Below are 20,231 nucleotides of genomic sequence, written 5' to 3' on the forward strand. Positions count from 1 at the left end.
TTTAAAGTACACATATATGTCAGCAGAAGCGCACGATCACGATCACGGACACGATCATCACGAGCACGAACATCATCATAAAGACACGTTCATTACTAAATATATCTTTAGTATTGACCACAAAATGATTGCTAAACAATACTTAATAACTGGTATTGTTATGGGAGTAATTGGTATTGCAATGTCCTTGCTTTTCAGAATGCAATTGGCTTGGCCGGAAGAGTCTTTTAAAATATTCAATGTTTTATTAGGAGATAAATTTGCACCTGATGGTGTAATGGCAAACGATATTTATTTAGCTTTAGTTACAATTCATGGGACCATAATGGTATTCTTTGTACTGACAGCTGGTTTGAGTGGAACTTTCAGTAATTTACTTATTCCACTTCAAATTGGAGCAAGAGACATGGCTTCTGGATTTATGAATATGATTTCATACTGGTTGTTTTTCTTATCTGCTGTAGTAATGTTATGTTCTTTATTTGTTGAAGCTGGACCAGCTTCTGCAGGTTGGACAATTTATCCTCCATTAAGTGCTTTGCCACAAGCGATTCCAGGATCTGGAGCAGGGATGACTTTGTGGTTGGTTTCAATGGCAATTTTCATCGCATCTTCTTTAATGGGATCATTGAATTACATTGTTACTGTAATTAATTTAAGAACTAAAGGAATGTCCATGACCAGACTTCCACTTACAATCTGGACATTTTTCGTAACAGCTATTATTGGTGTTATTTCATTCCCGGTTTTATTATCTGCGGCTTTATTATTGATTTTTGATAGAAGTTTTGGTACTTCATTCTTTTTATCTGATATCTATATTGCTGGTGAAGTTCTTCATTATCAAGGTGGGTCGCCAGTTTTATTTGAGCATTTATTCTGGTTCTTAGGTCACCCTGAAGTTTATATCGTAATTTTACCTGCAATGGGTCTTGTTTCTGAAATTATGGCTACGAACTCTCGTAAACCAATCTTCGGTTACAGAGCGATGATTATGTCTGTTCTTGCAATTGCATTCTTATCAACTATTGTATGGGGGCACCATATGTTCCTTTCAGGAATGAATCCTTTCTTAGGATCTGTGTTTACTTTTACGACTTTATTGATTGCAATTCCATCTGCTGTAAAAGCATTTAACTGGATTACTACTTTATGGAAAGGTAACTTACAATTTAATCCTGCAATGTTATTCTCTATTGGAATGGTTTCAACTTTCATTACTGGAGGTTTAACAGGGATCATTTTAGGAGATAGTACTCTTGATATTAACGTTCACGATACTTACTTTGTAATTGCACACTTTCACTTGGTAATGGGGATTTCTGCACTTTACGGAATGTTTGCTGGTATTTACCACTGGTTTCCTAAAATGTACGGAAGAATGTTGAATAAAAACTTAGGTTACATTCACTTTTGGGTAACAGCAGTTTGTGCTTATGGAGTATTCTTCCCAATGCACTTTATTGGATTAGCTGGTCTACCAAGACGTTATTATACTAACACAAATTTCCCATTATTTGATGATTTACAAAATGTGAATGTTTTGATTACAACATTTGCTCTTGTAGGAGGTGCGTTCCAATTAGTATTTTTATACAACTTCTTTAGCAGTATTTTCTACGGTAAGAAGGCGGTTCAGAATCCATGGAAATCAACAACTTTAGAGTGGACAACTCCAGTTGAACATATTCACGGAAACTGGCCAGGAGAAATTCCTCACGTATATCGTTGGCCGTATGACTACAGTAACCCAAATCATGATGTAGATTTTGTTCCTCAAAATGTACCGATGAAAGAAGGTGAAGAAGTTTTACACCACTAAAAATATTTTAAAAGACCATCAGAAATGATGGTCTTTTTGTTTTTGTAAAAGTTTTATCTCAGAAGTTTTACTGTTTTACAAACTGATTACTTTGTCTATCTTTGTAAAATGAATGAGAATCTAGATCCTACCACAAAAGGATACAACCCAGAAGAGTTAGATCTTGAAAAAAGATTGCGTCCGCTGTCATTTGATGATTTTGCCGGACAAGACCAGGTTTTAGAAAATTTAAAGGTTTTTGTTGCTGCCGCTAATCAGCGTGGAGAAGCACTTGATCATGCGCTTTTTCATGGCCCTCCCGGACTTGGAAAAACGACTCTGGCTAATATTTTGGCAAATGAACTTGAAGTTGGAATCAAAATTACTTCGGGTCCTGTTTTGGATAAGCCGGGGGATTTAGCAGGTTTGTTGACAAATCTCGATGAACGGGATGTATTATTCATTGATGAAATTCATCGTTTGAGTCCTATTGTTGAAGAATATTTATATTCTGCTATGGAGGATTTCAAGATTGATATCATGATTGAATCCGGCCCTAATGCCAGAACGGTCCAAATCAATTTAAACCCTTTTACCTTGATCGGAGCGACTACACGTTCAGGATTATTGACAGCACCAATGCGTGCCCGTTTCGGAATATCTTCCCGTTTGCAATACTATACTACAGAGCTTTTAACGACAATTGTAGAAAGAAGTGCTTCTATTTTAAAAATGCCTATCGATCTTGAAGCAGCAATAGAAATTGCGGGACGCAGTCGTGGTACGCCTCGTATTGCAAATGCATTATTGCGTCGTGTACGTGATTTTGCACAGATAAAAGGGAACGGTACTATCGACTTAGAAATTTCAAGATATGCCTTGAGAGCACTAAATGTTGACGCTCATGGCCTTGACGAGATGGATAACAAGATTTTGTTGACTATTATAAACAAATTTAAAGGCGGACCTGTTGGTCTTTCAACCTTGGCAACTGCAGTTTCTGAAAGCAGTGAAACAATTGAAGAAGTTTATGAGCCATTTTTGATTCAGGAAGGTTTTATTATGCGTACTCCTCGCGGGCGTGAAGTTACTGATAAAGCTTATAAGCACTTAGGGAAAATAAATACGAATATTCAGGGAGGATTGTTTTAATTTATTGTCCAATGTCTGAGAATAAAAGATATAATTATCCAAACAAGCTTTCAATTTTTAGATTTTTTTTGGATGCCGAAGGGATACGTAAAAACCCTATTCCGTTTCACAACAGATATTTTGATGTTTTAGGTGATTCGTTTTCTATTAAAATTGGAAAATCAAAATATATCATTTTATCCAGAGACAATGATATTGCCGAATATATTTTGCAGAAAAATCAAAAGAATTATCATAAATCAAAGTTTCAGTCTGTATATCTTTCAAAATATTTAGGAAAAGGACTTTTAACTGTTGATGGTGAATTTTGGTTAAAACAAAGAAGACTTATTCAGCCGGCTTTTCATAAGCAAAAAATGAATCAGCTGGTTGAAAACATGGAAAAAATAATTGGTTCAGAACTTGTTGATTTAGTTGAAGACAAAACAATTAATCTTTTTCCTGTAATGAGTGAGCTGGCTTTTAATGTTGTGGCTAAATCATTGTTTCAATTTTCAACTGATACTAAATTAAATCGTATAAAATTCATTATTGAAGAAGTCCAAAATTTTTTAATCAAAGAAATTAGACTTCCTCATAAAGCATGGTGGTTTTCAATTAGTGGCCAGGTAAAAAAACATCTCAAGTTGGCTGATGAGAGCAATAAAATAATTCAGGGAATTATAGAAGAAAGAATTGCTTCAAAAAATGAAGTTAATGATTTGCTGAACATGCTCCTTGAAACCCGTTATGAGGATAGTGGTGAAGGAATGTCTGTAGAACAATTAATAGATGAAATAAAAATACTTTTTATTGCCGGACATGAAACAACGGCTAATGCGTTAACTTTTACCTTACATCTTTTAGGAAATAATGCTGATGTACAGCAAAAAATATTTGATGAAATTATTAAAATTGAATCGGAGACTGATAATATAGTAGAGCAGCTTCAAAGAATGACTTATATAAATGCAGTTTTAAATGAGTCTATGCGATTGTATCCGCCCGCCTGGATTACAGACAGGGAGAATGTAGAAGATGATAACCTGCTACATTTTAATATTAAAAAAGGAACATTGATTGGTGTTTCTTTTTACGAACTGCATCGTAATCCTAAATATTGGGAAAATCCGAATGAATTTATTCCTGAACGTTTTCTTGGTGAACAAAAAAAGAAGTCATTGCAATATTTTTATCCTTTTGGAGCCGGTCCGAGAATGTGTATTGGGACAGGATTTGCTATTTATGAAATGTGCCTGACACTTTCTTATATTGTAAAAAAGTATAAGATTAAATCAACCAAAGCTGACATCCAATTTAACCCGTTAATAACTTTAAAGCCAGTTGGTGCTGAAGTTACATTCTCTAAAAGATGACCATTAATTCTAAAGAGACATATTCGAAATTTATTAAATCAGAAGCAAAACGACTTGGGTTCATTTCCTGTGGAATTTCTAAAGCAGGATTTCTTGAAGAAGAGGCTCCTCGTTTGGAAAAATGGCTAAAAAACAATCAAAATGGTCAAATGGCCTATATGGAAAACCATTTTGATAAGCGTTTAGATCCGACATTATTGGTTGATGACGCAAAAAGTGTAGTTTCGCTTTTGCTAAATTATTACCCTTCTGAAGTTCAGAATAATGAAAGCTTCAAGATTTCAAAATATGCTTATGGTCAGGATTATCATTTTGTTATTAAAGAAAAATTAAAAGAATTTCTTCATACAATTCAGGAAAACATAGGTGATGTTTCGGGACGCGCATTTGTAGATTCGGCTCCTGTTTTAGACAGGGCATGGGCTGCAAAAAGCGGTTTGGGCTGGATTGGCAAAAACAGTAATTTATTAACTCAAAAAGTAGGTTCGTTTTATTTTATTGCTGAACTTATTCTGGATTTAGATTTAGAATACGATCATGCAGTAACGGATCATTGCGGCTCATGTACAGCCTGTATTGATGCGTGTCCAACACAGGCAATAGTCGCACCTTATGTAGTAGACGGAAGTAAATGCATCTCATATTATACGATTGAACTCAAAGAAAATATTCCATACGAAATGAAAGGTAAATTTGATGAATGGATGTTTGGTTGTGATACCTGTCAGGATGTTTGTCCCTGGAATCGTTTTTCCAAACCGCATTCAGAACCTTTGTTTAATGCAAATCATGAGTTGCTTTCTTTTTCAAAAAAAGACTGGATTGAAATCACAGAGGAAACTTTTCGTTTGGTTTTTAAAAATTCTCCGGTTAAGAGAACTAAGTTTGATGGTTTGAGAAGGAATATTAAGTTTTTGGAATAATTTTATAAAAATATATTTTACTATTGTAATGGGCTTCTCAGTTTTTGGAAAGCCATTTTTATTTTTGTATTAAATGTAAAAATGTTGTGTTTTTCATAAAAAACTGGCTGTAAACTATTCTTTTCTTTTAAAGAATATTTTGAAATAGTTAAATAAGCTCTAAAGATTTAAAAATGAGTTTATTAGGATGTTAAAAGGTGTTGCGTCTTATCTTTTGTGTTCATTTTTTTTTAACTTTATAATACTAAAATTTTTTTAGATATGACTGTAAATCAAATACTAAACGCAAAAGGAAAAAATGTTTATTCCGTACGTTCAACAACAACTGTTTATGAAGCCTTGAAAGTAATGGGCGAAAAAAATATAGGCGCTATTCTGATTATCGATGGTTCTGAATTAAAAGGAATATTGTCTGAAAGGGATTATGCACGAAAAATTGTTTTAAAGGACAAATCGTCAAAAGAAACTCTAGTTGATGAAATCATGGAAAGAACTGTTTTTACAGTAAAACTTTCGGATAATTTAGAAGATTGCATGGAACTGATGAGTACAAAAAGAATAAGACACCTGCCAGTTTTAGAAGACGAAATCGTTGTAGGTATTATTTCGATTAGTGATGTGGTAAAAGCTATTATCGAATTGCAAAAGGATACAATAAATCATCTTAACTCATATATTTCGCAATAAGAATTTAAATAGTAAAAATTTTAATAATAGTCCGAATTAATATCGGACTTTTTTTTACCCAAAATTTAAACATTTTCAGTAAAAGTATACTCAAAAACAAACAGTTTTATTCCAAGTCTTATATCTTTGTAAGACACAATTAAAGTGAAAACGGATGAATAAAGAGACTAAAAAAAGAGAAGCGTTACTGTACCATGCAGAGCCGACTCCAGGGAAAATTCAGGTAGTTCCAACTAAAAAATATGCAACCCAAAGGGATTTATCTTTAGCTTATTCACCAGGTGTTGCAGAACCATGTTTAGAAATAGCAGCGAACATTGAAGATGTTTATAAATATACAGCAAAAGGAAATTTAGTTGCCGTAATTTCAAACGGAACAGCTGTTTTAGGTCTTGGAGACATAGGTCCAGAAGCAGGGAAACCGGTAATGGAAGGAAAAGGTTTATTATTTAAAATATTCTCTGATATTGATGTGTTTGATATCGAAATTGGAACAAAAGATGTAGAAGAATTTATTCAGACCGTAAAAAATATTGCCCCCACTTTTGGAGGGATTAACCTTGAAGATATTAAAGCCCCGGAATCTTTTGAAATCGAAAGAAGACTGATAGAAGAGTTAGATATTCCCGTAATGCACGATGATCAGCATGGAACAGCTATTATTTCTTCGGCGGCTTTAATTAATGCATTAGAATTGGCAGGTAAAAAAGCAGAAGATGTGAAGGTTGTAGTTTCCGGAGCAGGATCAGCGGCGATAGCCTGTACAGATTTGTATGTTTCGTTGGGAGTTAAAGTTGAAAATGTGTTGATGTTCAATAGTAAAGGACTTTTAACAAAAGATAATCCTTCTCTCTCAGAATTGCAATTGAAATATGCTGTAGATGGTGCTAAAATCGAACTGGCAGAAGCTGTAAAAGGAGCAGATGTTTTCATAGGATTGTCTTCGGGAAACATACTTTCACCAGAAATGTTGTTGTCAATGGCTGAAAATCCTATCGTTTTCGCAATGGCAAATCCAAATCCTGAAATAGATTATAATTTAGCAGTAGAAACCCGTAAGGATGTTATTATGGCCACAGGCCGTTCAGATTTTCCTAATCAGGTCAATAACGTTTTAGGTTTTCCTTACATTTTTAGAGGGGCTTTGGATGTCAGGGCTACAAAGATTAATGAAGCGATGAAAATGGCAGCTGTAAAGGCACTGGCTTCATTAGCAAAACAATCTGTTCCGGAACAGGTTAACGTAGCATATGGTGCTACAAAATTAGGTTTTGGCCGCGAATATATTATTCCTAAACCATTTGATCCAAGATTGATTGCGGTTGTTGCACCAGCTGTTGCAAAAGCAGCTATGGAATCAGGTATTGCCAAAAATCCAATAACGGACTGGATTGCTTATGAAGAAAGACTTTTAGAACGTTTAGGGAATGATAATAAAATGGTTCGTTTAATTACAAATCGTGCCAAAATGGATCCGAAAAGAATTGTTTTTCCCGAAGCTGAACATCTGAATGTTTTAAAGGCTGCTCAAATTGTACATGAAGAGGGTATTGGTGTGCCTGTCTTATTAGGAAATAAAGAAATAATTTTAGAGCTGAAAACGGAGTTAGGATTCGATGCAGATATTGAAATTATTGATCCTAAAATAAAAGATGAAGAACAAAGAAGGGACAGATTTGCAAAATCGTACTGGTCAACCAGAGAAAGACGTGGTATTTCATTATTGGATGCTCAGAAATTAATGCGTGAAAGAAATTATTTTGCAGCAATGATGGTAAACGAAGGCGAAGCGGATGCTTTAGTTACAGGTCATTCCCGAAGTTATCCATCAGTTTTAAAACCAATGCTGCAATTGATCGGTAAAGCAAACGGGGCTTCGCTGGTAGCGACTGCAAACATGATGCTTACAGCCAGAGGACCAATGTTTTTATCAGATACGGCGATTAATATTAACCCGTCATCAGAAGATTTGGTAAATATTGTATTAATGACGGCTAAGACGGCTAAAATGTTTGGGGTTGAACCTGTAATTGCAATGGTCTCGTATTCAAACTTTGGATCATCAACTCACCAGAACGCTTCTAAAGTAAGAGAAGCGGTTGCTTATTTGCATAAAAATCATCCCGATATGATCGTGGACGGAGAAATTCAGGCTGATTTTGCACTAAATCCCGAAATGCTTGAGGAAAAATTCCCTTTCTCTAAATTAGCAGGAAAAAAAGTAAATACATTAGTTTTTCCTAATCTGGAATCTGCAAATATTACCTATAAGTTGTTAAAAGAATTATATAAAGTAAACTCCATAGGACCTATTATGCTGGGAATGGGTAAACCTGTTCATATTTTTCAATTAGGTGCAAGTGTTGAAGAAATGGTAAATATGGCGGCAATTGCAGTTATTGATGTTCAGGAAAAAGAATTGAAGAAAATTAAGCTGGGTAAATAAGGGATTTATACGGTTGTTAATATTGTCTTAATTTCATTATATTTGGCACCACAAATAATATTATGATAGCACATTTGCAGGGAAAGTTAGTGGAGAAAAACCCAACAGAGGTAATTATTGATTGTGCAGGAGTTGGATATCAGGTCAATATCTCTCTGCATACTTTTTCACTAATTCCCAATACTGATTTTATAAAATTATATACGCATCTTTTAATCAAAGAAGATTCGCATACTTTATATGGTTTTGTAGAAAAATCCGAAAGAGAAATATTTAGAATGCTAATATCTGTGTCTGGAATAGGCGCTAATATTGCGAGGACTATGTTATCATCTATAGATCCAAAGCAAATTATCAATGCAATTGCCTCCGGAGATGTGAGTGTTATTCAGTCTATTAAAGGGATTGGTAATAAAACTGCACAAAGAGTGATATTGGATTTGAAAGAAAAAGTCTTAAAATTATATGATTTAGATGAAGTTTCTGTTGTTCAAAACAATACAAACCGAGATGAAGCGTTATCTGCTTTAGAAGTTTTAGGTTTTGTTAGAAAAACATCTGAAAAAGTTGTTGAAAAGATTGTAAAAGAAGATCCGGAAGCTACTGCGGAAACTATTATAAAAAAAGCATTAAAGGCTTTATAATTACTATTAAGACACTTGAGTTGTATGCGTAAAATTTTACTTTTTTTACTGGTTTTATTTTGTGGCAATGCTTTGCATGCACAAGTAAATCCAACAATTCAGGATACTACTAAAACTGGATTTTCTGTTGGAAAATTAGAATTAGAAAATCCGCCAAGTGTACTTTCTGCATACAAGTACGATCCAATAACAGACCGTTATATTTATACGAGTACTGTTGATGGTTTTTCTATTGACTATCCTCTGGTCCTGACACCAAAACAATACGAGGATTTGCTGCTTAAAGAATCCAGAAGAAATTATTTTAGGCAAAAAATGATCGCTATTGATGGGAAAAAAGCGGGCAGTGAAGACGCAAAAAAAGATTTATTGCCAAGATATTACATTAATTCCAGTCTTTTTGAATCTATTTTTGGAAGTAACACAATTGATGTAAAACCTACAGGTTCTGTTGAAATGGATTTGGGATTGCGATATAACAAACAAGATAATCCATCATTTTCACCCAGAAACAGATCAAGCCTTACTTTTGATTTTGACCAAAGAATTAGCATGAGCTTAATGGGAAAAGTAGGTACCAGATTAGAGGTAAATGCTAATTATGATACGCAGTCTACCTTTGCTTTTCAGAATTTATTTAAACTTGCTTACACACCTACTGAAGATGATATTGTACAGAAAGTAGAAGTAGGTAATGTAAGCATGCCTTTAAACAGTACTTTGATCCGGGGAGCCCAAAGTTTGTTTGGTGTTAAGACACAGCTGCAATTCGGAAAAACAACTGTTACCGGAGTTTTCTCTGAACAGAAATCACAAACAAAAAGTATAGTTGCTGAAGGTGGCGGAACAATTCAGAATTTTGATTTATTTGCACTAGATTATGATAATGACAGGCACTTCTTCTTGTCACAATATTTTAGAAATAAATACGATGCTTCGCTTAGAAATTATCCCTTAATTGATAGCCGTGTACAAATTACAAGACTTGAAATTTGGGTAACAAACAAGCAAAATCGTGTGAGTACGACAAGCAATAACTTAAGAAATATAATTGCTCTTCAGGATTTAGGAGAGGCACAGATTACAGGAATACCTGATCCGGAAATTGTTGTTGTAGATCCTTCTACAGGGTTTTTTAGTAAGCCTGTTGATTCACCCACAGACAATGAAAATAATAAATACGATCCGGCATCAATAGGACAATCTGGGTCTTATTTAAATTCTAACATTAGAGAGATTGTTACCGCAAAAAATGGTTTTACAAATGGTAACGTAAATGAAGGAACCGATTATTCTGTACTAGAAAATGCCAGAAAGCTAACTACTGCAGAATATACATTTAATCCTCAGTTAGGATATATTTCGTTGCAGCAACGTTTAGCAAACGATGAAATTTTAGCAGTAGCCTATGAATATACTGTAGGGGGAGAAGTGTATCAGGTAGGAGAATTTGGTAGTGACGGGGTTGATGCAACAGTAGTTACCGGAGGTACCGGGAATACAGGTCAGGCTGTTGTAACTCAAAGTTTAATTCTGAAAATGCTGAAAAGCAGTTTAACTAATGTTAATGACCCAGTTTGGAATCTGATGATGAAAAATATTTATCAGATACCGGGTGCTTATCAGGTTAAGCAGGACGATTTCAGGTTCAATATTCTATACACAGATCCTTCTCCAATAAACTATATAACTCCGGTGGTTCCGTTTCCGTCTAATCCTACTCCTGATAATAGAGTTGAAGATACTCCTTTATTAAAAGTATTTAATTTAGACAAATTGAATTATAATAATGATCCACAAGCGGGTGGAGATGGTTTTTTCGATTACCTTCAGGGAATAACTTTTGATGCGCAAAACGGACGAATTATATTCACTACAAAAGAGCCTTTTGGAAAGTTATTATTTGATAAATTAAATACAGGAACCTCGGGAGAAAATTATGACGATCCCAATACTTATAATCCGAATCAAAGAAAATATGTATTCAAGAGCATGTATGCGAATACCCAGTCAGCAGCTTTACAGGACAGTGATAAAAACAAATTTTTATTAAGAGGAAAATATAAATCATCAGGAAACGATGGAATTCCTATTGGTGCTTTTAATGTGCCTCAGGGATCAGTTGTAGTTACAGCTGCAGGAAGGGTTCTTGTAGAAGGAATTGACTATAGTGTTGATTATCAATTGGGAAGGGTTCAGATTTTAGATGCTTCTTTACAGGCTTCTGGGACACCAATAGAAGTCTCTCTTGAAAACAACTCTGTTTTTGGCCAGCAGACAAGAAGATTTATGGGACTTAACGTAGAGCATAAGATCTCAGATAAATTTATAGTTGGCGGTACTTATCTGAAAATGACTGAAAGACCTTTCACTCAAAAGTCAAGTTATGGACAGGAATCTGTAAATAATACGATTTTCGGGTTCAATGGAAATTATTCTACTGAAATTCCATTTTTTACAAGATTAGTAAATAAACTTCCAAACATTGATACAGATGTGCCTTCTAATCTTTCGATAAGAGGGGAAGTCGCTTTTTTAAAACCTGATGCACCAAAAGCTAGTGATTTTGAAGGTGAAGCCACTATATATGTTGATGATTTTGAAGGATCTCAATCTACTATTGATATGCGTTCTGCTTATGCCTGGAGCCTGGCTTCTACACCATTTATCAATTCTGACACTGATAATACTTTCGGAGCAGCATATAATTCTTTAGAATATGGACACAAAAGGGCAAAATTATCATGGTATTCTATAGATCCGATTTTTTATACTCAAAAGCCATCAGGAATATCAAATGATGATCTATCTTTGAATACAACCAGAAGAATTTACAGCAAAGAATTATATCCAAATACAGATATTGCCCAAGGCCAGTTACAAGTAATCAATACCCTTGATTTGACTTATTATCCTTCAGAAAGAGGCCCTTATAACAATAATCCTGATTTTGGTACAAATCCTGCTAATGCCAATTTTGGAGGAATTATGCGCTCTTTAAATTCAACCAATTTTGAACAGAGCAATGTAGAGTTTATCCAGTTTTGGATGTTGGATCCTTATTATGAAGGAAATGGAGCAACTCAGCCTTCAAATACGGGTAAAATTTATTTTAATTTAGGGGAGGTTTCTGAAGATATTTTAAAAGACGGAAGGAAACAATATGAAAATGGACTTGGTCCCGGTCAAATTATTGCACAGCCAATTCAAGGGCAGGCACATTGGGGGGATGTTCCTGCTTCACAGTCCCTGATTTATGCTTTTGATAATAATGCAGGTAACAGAACAAATCAGGATGTAGGTTTAGATGGTTTGCCAAATTCAAAAGAAAGTGCAATTTACACTAATTATGCATCTGATCCAGATCCTGCGGCAGATGATTATACCTATTTTTTAAATACAGAAGGTGGTGTTCTCGACCGTTATAAAAAGTATAATGGTGTGGAAGGAAACTCCCCTGTAGATATAAATGATGCCAACAGAGGATCAACGACTCTTCCTGATGTTGAAGATATTAATCGCGACAATACCATGAATACTATTAATGCTTATTATGAATATAGCATTGATATGAGGCCAGGAATGGATATTGGTGAAAATTATATTACTGATACTAAAGAAATAAACGATGTTCCATTGCCGAATGGTACAACTACTAAAGCGAGATGGATTCAGTTTAAAATTCCTGTCAGACAACCAGAGAAAACTATTGGAACGATTAATGAATTTAGATCTATTCGATTCATGAGGATGTTTATGACCGGTTTTAATGAACAAATCACAGTTCGTTTTGGATCATTGGATTTGGTTAGAGGAGAATGGAGAAGATATGAAAATTCGCTGCAGGCAAATGATGTCCCTGTCGATGATGGGACTAATTTTGAGGTTCAGGCAGTAAACATACAGGAAAATAGTACAAAAAAACCTGTAAATTATGTCATGCCGCCAAATGTTCAAAGAGAACAACTGTATAACAACAATACAGTAATCAATCAAAATGAACAATCATTAGCATTACGTGTTTCAGGAAATGGACTGGAAGTTAATGATGCAAGAGGAACTTTTAAAAATGTAAGTATTGATATGCGTCAATATAAAAAGCTGAAGATGTTTCTTCATGCGGAGTCGTTAGAAAAAGAAGTTCCGGTTCAGGATAACGAAATGGTAGCATTTATTCGATTTGGAAATGACTTTACAGAAAACTTTTATCAGATTGAAATTCCATTAAAAATGACTCAGTTTGTTGAAAATGGATCCGGGAATATTGATCCCAATTTGGTCTGGCCAGAAGAGAATGCAATGGATTTAGCTCTTTCTTTATTAACTAAAATGAAAATTAAAGGAATGAGTGTTGATATTAATTCTCCTAAAAGAGATGTCAACGGAATTTATTATCCTGATGAGGATGGAGAAATAAATGGTGATGTGAATTCAAGAGATGGCGACAGTAGGTTAAGATTAGGTATTAAGGGTAATCCTAATTTTGGCTTTGTACGAAATTTAATGGTTGGTCTAAAAAATAACACTACTGATAAAAATATTAAAGGCGAAGTCTGGTTCAATGAACTTCGACTGTCAGACATGGATAATAAGGGCGGAATGGCGGCCATATTAAACATCGATACAAATATGGCAGATTTTGCGACTGTTTCTGCAACGGGACGTAAAAGCACTATTGGTTTTGGATCTATTGAAGAGGGAGCAAATGAAAGAGATCGTGAGGATATCCAGCAATATAATATTGTTACCAATTTGAATTTAGGAAAATTACTTCCGCCTAAATGGGGAATTAATCTTCCGTTTAATTATGCAATTGGAGAAGAAATAATTACTCCGGAGTATGACCCCTTTAATCAGGATATTAAACTGGAACAATTACTCAATGAGACAACAGATCAGGCTCAAAAAGATAATATTAAAAACAGGGCGATAGATTATACCAAACGTAAAAGTATAAACTTTATAGGTGTTAGGAAAGACAGGGCGCCAGAGCAAAAAACGCACGTGTATGATGTAGAAAACTTTACATTTTCTCAATCCTACAATCAGGTGCAGCGTCATGATTATGAGATTGAAGATTATGAAGACGAATTGTCAAATTCGGCTGTAAATTATGCATATACATTTCAGCCTAAAGAAGTGGTGCCTTTCAAGAAGACTAAATTCATGAAAAAAAGTGAATACTGGAAGCTGCTGAGTGATTTCAATTTTAATTATCTCCCATCCAATATCTCGTTCAATAGTAACATTATCAGACAAAGTAACCGCCAGCAATTCAGACAGGTGGAAGATGTTCAGGGAATTGGTCTGGACGCTCTTTACAGAAGAAATTTTGCGCATAATTATCAATATGGTTTTGGTTTCAATCTGACAAAATCTTTAAAATTAAATTATACGGCATCCTCAAACAATATCGTAAAAAACTTCCTGAATGATGATAATACTCCTAAAGAAGATTTTAGTATTTGGGATGATTATTTTGATCTTGGAACGCCAAATCAGCATACACAACAGCTGGTTTTAAATTATGATATCCCAATTAACAAATTACCTGTTTTTAGTTTTATAAAAGCCAATTATTCTTACACTGCTGATTACAACTGGCAACGTTCTTCGAGTGCGTTATCTCAATATGAAGTGGAAAATCCAGACGGGTCTATTACAACATATGATTTAGGTAATACCATTCAGAATGCGAATTCCAATACATTAAGTACAACTTTTAATATGACTACGTTGTATAAGTATTTGGGGTTGACACCTGGAGCCAAAAAAACAGCCAAACCTAAACCGGCAGGGCCTCCAAAACCGGGAGAGAAAATAGTAAATACCAACAAAACACAAGCAGTGAGAAGTCCATTTTATGATGGTTTGATTGGAGTTTTGACCAGTGTAAAAAATATTCAGATAAATTATACAGAGAATAGCGGGACAGTAATGCCTGGTTATACTCCTGGGATCGGATTTTTAGGAACTTCAAAACCTACATTAGGATTTATCTTTGGCAGTCAGGATGATATACGATATGAAGCGGCTAAAAATGGTTGGCTGACAACTTTTGATAATTTCAATCAAAATTATACTCAGGTCAACAACAAGCTTTTGAAGGTAACAGCAAATGTTGATTTATTTCCTGACCTTAAAATAGATTTAACTATGGACAGGTCGTATTCTGAAAATTCTTCAGAGCAGTATAGTGTTGTCAATGGAGAATATACTCCTCTTTCTCCTTATACATATGGAATGTTTTCAATTTCCACTGTATTAATCAAAACCGCATTTTCTGCAAGTGATGAAAATGTATCAGCTGCTTTTGATGATTTTAGGAAAAATCGTCTGATAATAGCAAATCGTTTAGCAGAAGATTATTATGGCGCAGGAAATATTCCGAGATATGGTGATGCTGCTAACCCTATTCCAGTTCCGCCAACCGATCCTACTAATGATCCTGATAAAAACAAAAGAGACATTTATGCATCAAATGCAGGATACCCAATTGGATTCGGAAAAAGCAATCAGGCAGTTTTATTACCTGCTTTCTTAGCAGCTTATTCAGGTGGTGATGCCTCAAAGACCTCGACAGGAATTTTTAGAAATTTTCCTATTCCAAACTGGAGTGTGAAGTATAACGGTTTAATGCGTTATAAATATTTTAAAGACAGGTTTAAACGCTTTTCACTACAGCATAATTATAGGGCATCTTATACGATTAATCAGTTTAGATCTAATTTTGATTATGATGAAGCCATAGCAAATCCAGATAATGTCGAAAATCCTATGCAGGATCCAAATACTTATAATTTCTACAATAAAACCATCATGTCCAATGTTAATTTAGTAGAGCAGTTTAGTCCGTTAATTCGTGTCGATTTTGAATTAAAAGGATCATTAAGAGTGCTTACAGAAGTTAAAAAGGACAGAGCTTTGTCAATGAGTTTTGACAATAATTTATTGACAGAAGTAAAGGGTATTGAATATGTTGTAGGCTTAGGGTATCGCTTTAAAGATGTAATTTTTTCATCGACTCTGGCGGATAACCCAACCGGAATTATAAAAAGTGATATTAATATTAAGGCAGATTTATCATATAGAAACAATCAGACTTTGGTTCGTTATTTAGATTATGACAACAATCAGCTTGCAGCTGGACAAAATATATGGTCAGTAAAAGTTACAGCTGATTACGCTTTCAGTAAAAATCTAACAGCCATTTTCTATTACGATCATTCATTTTCGAAAGCAGTTATTTCTACATCATTTCCGTTAACTAATATTCGTTCAGGATTTACACTTCGATACAATTTCGGAAATTAATTTTGTGATTATAAACTAATTTTTATTATAAGATTGTTACATTTGTTGCTTTAAAATTAAATTATCAATTTCAAAAAAAGTATTATGAGCATACCGGCAAATTTAAAGTATACAAAGGATCACGAATGGGTTAGCATCGATGGAGATGTTGCAACAGTAGGAATTACTCATTTTGCTCAAAAAGAATTGGGAGATATTGTGTATGTAGAAGTAGAAACTTTAGATCAGACATTAGATAAAGATGAAGTTTTCGGAACTGTAGAAGCTGTAAAAACGGTTTCTGATTTATTTTTACCTTTAACAGGTGAGATAATCGCTTTTAATGAAGATTTAGAAAGTACTCCTGAAGCGGTGAACTCTGATCCGTACGGAGCTGGCTGGATGATAAAAGTAAAAATAGCTAACGCTTCAGAAATTGATTCATTATTATCAGATGAAGAATACAAACAATTAATAGGTGCCTAAACAACTGCTTTTATTGTGGGCTATAATCTGCTCAGGAATCATTGCCTATTTTTGTCTGACGGACTCAGGTAACATTCCGGTGGTAAATTTTCCCAGTATCGATAAAATAGTACATTTTGGTTTTCATTTTGGTTTTACAATTTCATGGATTTTGTTTTTTAAAAAAGAATTAAAAGGAAAAACAACCGATGATTCTAAGGCCTATTTGATTTCGTTTATATTTTCAGTTTTTTTTGGTATAACCATTGAGATATTACAAGGTGTTTTTACCAAAACAAGAGCAGCAGATGTTGCAGATATTTTAGGAAATGCAATTGGCGCAACGGCAGCTGTTTTTATTGCAATCGCTTTTAAAAAGCAAATAGATAAAATATAAAATATGGATTCCCACTTCGGTGGGTTTTTTTATTTTCTGAATTTAAATGTATTTTTGCCATAATTGCTGTAATTTTAAAAGCATGAACGTTAAACAGTATTTAGATTCCACTTACTTAAAAACTGCTTCCCAGGCTGGTGTTTCGGAAACAGAAAATGATGTTGTGGTTAAGCAAGCAATCACAGAAGCTATTAATGAGGGTTTTAAGCTGATTATGATTCGGCCGGAATACGTTGCGTTAGCAAAAAAAATGGTTTTACAGGCTAATTCAAATTTGAATGTAGGAACAGTTATTGATTTCCCGGAGGGAACATCAGATTTGGAAACTAAGATCAAAGAAGCAAATGAGGCAATAGTAAATGGTGCAGATGATCTGGATTTTGTCTGTAACTATGAAGCTTTTAAAGATGGTAATGTTGAATTAGTAAAACAAGAAGTTTTAATAGCGACACAAATAGGTTTAGCAAATAATAAAATAGTAAAATGGATTATTGAAACAGCTGCTTTAAATGAAAAAGAAATTATTCAGCTTTCAGCTTTGATAAAAAATATCATTATTTCTAATTTTAAAGAAGAAGATTATGCATCTGTTTTTGTGAAATCATCAACGGGATTTTATAAAACCCAGGATGGTTCTCCTAACGGTGCTACAATTCCTGTAATTATTATGATGTTAGAAAATGCCTCGCCATTGCCGGTAAAAGCAGCAGGAGGCGTCAAGTCTTATAAACAAGCAATAGAAATGATTCATTTAGGAGTTAAAAGAATAGGAACTTCATCTGCAAAAGCAATTGCAAATGGAGAAAATACTACAAATCAATACTAATGAAAATCAAAAATATTTTGAATAAAAGTTTCTTAACTTTTTGCCTGACATTGTTGTCAATTTCTGTTTTTTCTCAGGAAACCAAGTCTTCTGTAAAACCAGGTTTTACTGCGGAGCGCTTTCCGGTATTTCCTAATTGTGAAAATTTAGAATCTAAAAATTTAGAAAACTGTTTTTATAAAGAAGTTCATGATTTTGTATATAACAACTTTGAAGTTCCTGAAAATTTGAAGCAGGTAAATAGCAAAGGTGAAGTTAAAGTGTTGTTTGAAGTTGATGTAAACGGAGACTTTAAAGTAATTTATGTTAATGCAACAAATGAGGATTTGGCTAAAGAAGCGAAACGTGTTTTTGAGAAATTCCCAAATATAAAGCCTTCGACTTATAATGGTGCTGCAACTTATTCTAAATATACAATCTCAATAGATTTACCATTAAAAAGTTCAGAGCAAACAGCTAAAGAATCTTTGGCTGCTGCAGAAATTTTGAAACCTAAAGAAAAACCAATGACAGAATTGGACAGTATTGTATATAAAAAATATAATAATCCTGAATTTGACAGTCATTTAAATATTCCATTTTCACATAGCTATTATGCACAGTTTGACCCTGCAATGAATCAGGTTGGTAGTAACAATCATACGGCTTCAAAGCCTTATACTTATGCCGAAGTTTCAAAGTATTATAATTTAAAAGCTGTAAACCAATCACTCCAGAAAAAAACTTCAGGCTGGTTAGGAAGAAAATGGTGGAATGAGAACATGGTGCAGATACAGGGAGAAGATTATTGGCTTTCTTTAAATCCAATTGTTGATCTGCAAATGGGAAAAGCTTCAGATCTTGATGCGTCTTATACTTATGTAAATACTCGTGCGATAAATTTTAGAGGAGGATTAGGAAAGCAGATTAATTTTACAACAACCATTTTTGAAAGCCAGGGAAGATTTGCCGGATATTTTAATGATTATTCAAATTCGCTAAAGCCTTCAGGAGGTAATCCAGCTATAATTCCGGGTATAGGAATTGCTAAACGGTTTAAAACAGATTCGTATGATTTTCCTTTAGCAGAAGCTAATATCTCTTATTCTCCTAGTAAGTTTTTTGACTTTCATTTAGGTTACGGAAGAAATTTTATAGGGGACGGATATCGTTCATTATTGGAAAGTGATGGAGCAAGCCCGTATCCTTATTTCAAAATCAATACGACTTTCTGGAAGATAAAATATACTAATACCTATATGTGGCTTAAAGATGTTCGTCCGGATGTTACGGTTGATAAGACCTATGCCTCAAAATATATGGCAAACCATTATTTGAGCTGGAATGTTTCAAATAACCTGAATTTAGGCTTTTTTGAATCAGTAGTCTGGACAGATAGTAATAATAGAGGATTTGATGTGAATTTTGTCAATCCGATTATTTTTTATCGTTCAGTTGAGTTTAGTTCCTCTTCTAAAAGTGGAAATGCCCTTTTAGGGATTACATCTAAATACAAATGGAATAATAATGTCAATTTGTATGCTCAGTTTTTAATTGATGAATTTTCATTTGGAGATATAAAGGCAGGAGATAACAGCTGGAAGAATAAATTAGGATATCAGATAGGAGCTAAATATTTTGATGCTTTCAAAGTTAAAGATTTGCTTATTCAGTTAGAATACAATCATGTGCGTCCGTATGTGTATTCGCATAGTGCAGTAATAACAAATTATGGGCATAATAATCAAAGTTTAGGCCATCAATGGGGTGGTAATTTTGAAGAATTCGTTGCTATAGCACGTTATCATAAAGGCCGTTATTTTGCTGATGCGAAATTTACCGTTGGAAAAAGAGGTTTTGATTTTGATACAACTACAGACTCGTTTAATTACGGAGGGAATATTTATAAGAGTTATGATGAAAAACGGCCATATGACACTGGTGCAAAAGTTGGTCAGGGTAACAAAACGAATATTTTAATTGCAGATATTCAGGGGGGATATTTAATAAATCCGATGACTAATTTGAAGCTTTTTGGAAGTTTTATCTATAGAAATTTTGATCCTATGCAAAATACAGCAACTACTTTTAAGCAAAGTACAACCTGGTTTACAATTGGATTGCGTTCGGATATCTTTAATTGGTATTTTGACTACTAGTATTTAATAAGATTTTTCAAGGTAATTGTGTTAAAGATTGGCAAGTGCTTATTTTGCAAAGGTTTTATTGAAAAAATCTGATTTTATAGTTCAGAATTCTATAA

The 20,231-nt window shown here is 34.1% G+C and carries 12 protein-coding genes; all 12 read left to right on the top strand.

Annotation, left to right across the window (positions count from 1 at the left end; genetic code table 11):
* The first annotated feature begins 16 nt into the window (after positions 1-16).
* The gene (locus GXM16_RS02570) at positions 17-1,822 is read left to right on the top strand and encodes a cytochrome c oxidase subunit I (protein WP_163392423.1); all 1,806 of its coding nucleotides are present in this window, start codon (positions 17-19) and stop codon (positions 1,820-1,822) included.
* Between the two features lie 108 nt (positions 1,823-1,930).
* The gene (gene ruvB / locus GXM16_RS02575) at positions 1,931-2,953 is read left to right on the top strand and encodes a Holliday junction branch migration DNA helicase RuvB (RefSeq protein WP_163392425.1); all 1,023 of its coding nucleotides are present in this window, start codon (positions 1,931-1,933) and stop codon (positions 2,951-2,953) included.
* A gap of 11 nt (positions 2,954-2,964) precedes the next feature.
* Positions 2,965-4,308, top strand: a complete 1,344-nt coding sequence (locus GXM16_RS02580) for a cytochrome P450 (protein WP_163392427.1) — start codon at positions 2,965-2,967, stop codon at positions 4,306-4,308.
* Positions 4,305-5,231, top strand: coding sequence for a tRNA epoxyqueuosine(34) reductase QueG (gene queG / locus GXM16_RS02585; RefSeq protein WP_163392429.1), 927 nt, complete (start codon positions 4,305-4,307; stop codon positions 5,229-5,231). Before GXM16_RS02580 ends, queG begins: the two co-directional genes overlap by 4 nt.
* A 261-nt stretch (positions 5,232-5,492) precedes the next feature.
* Positions 5,493-5,918 (top strand): CBS domain-containing protein, encoded by a 426-nt coding sequence (locus GXM16_RS02590; protein WP_163392431.1) that lies wholly within the window; start codon positions 5,493-5,495, stop codon positions 5,916-5,918.
* Positions 5,919-6,072: 154 nt separating this feature from the next.
* Positions 6,073-8,364 carry an NADP-dependent malic enzyme gene (locus GXM16_RS02595; RefSeq protein WP_163392433.1) on the top strand — a complete coding sequence of 764 codons (2,292 nt, stop codon included), beginning with the start codon at positions 6,073-6,075 and terminating at the stop codon, positions 8,362-8,364.
* A 62-nt stretch (positions 8,365-8,426) separates the two neighbouring features.
* Positions 8,427-9,008: a Holliday junction branch migration protein RuvA gene (gene ruvA / locus GXM16_RS02600; RefSeq protein WP_163392434.1), complete on the top strand. Its 582-nt coding sequence runs from the start codon at positions 8,427-8,429 to the stop codon at positions 9,006-9,008.
* Positions 9,009-9,032: 24 nt separating this feature from the next.
* Positions 9,033-16,322 (top strand): T9SS outer membrane translocon Sov/SprA, encoded by a 7,290-nt coding sequence (gene sov, locus GXM16_RS02605; protein ID WP_163392436.1) that lies wholly within the window; start codon positions 9,033-9,035, stop codon positions 16,320-16,322.
* A gap of 84 nt (positions 16,323-16,406) precedes the next feature.
* A complete protein-coding gene (gcvH, locus tag GXM16_RS02610; RefSeq protein WP_163392437.1) occupies positions 16,407-16,787 on the top strand; it encodes a glycine cleavage system protein GcvH in 381 nt (126 codons plus the stop codon).
* Positions 16,780-17,163, top strand: coding sequence for a VanZ family protein (locus GXM16_RS02615; protein WP_163392439.1), 384 nt, complete (start codon positions 16,780-16,782; stop codon positions 17,161-17,163). The genes gcvH and GXM16_RS02615 overlap by 8 nt, the downstream gene beginning before the upstream one ends.
* 82 nt (positions 17,164-17,245) lie before the next feature.
* Positions 17,246-17,989: a deoxyribose-phosphate aldolase gene (gene deoC / locus GXM16_RS02620; protein WP_163392441.1), complete on the top strand. Its 744-nt coding sequence runs from the start codon at positions 17,246-17,248 to the stop codon at positions 17,987-17,989.
* Entirely contained in the window at positions 17,989-20,127 is a 2,139-nt protein-coding gene (locus tag GXM16_RS02625; RefSeq protein WP_229684152.1) for a gliding motility protein RemB, read from the top strand. Before deoC ends, GXM16_RS02625 begins: the two co-directional genes overlap by 1 nt.
* The last annotated feature ends 104 nt before the right edge of the window (positions 20,128-20,231 follow it).

The organism is Flavobacterium limi, assembly GCF_010645075.1.
Taxonomy (GTDB): domain Bacteria; phylum Bacteroidota; class Bacteroidia; order Flavobacteriales; family Flavobacteriaceae; genus Flavobacterium; species Flavobacterium limi.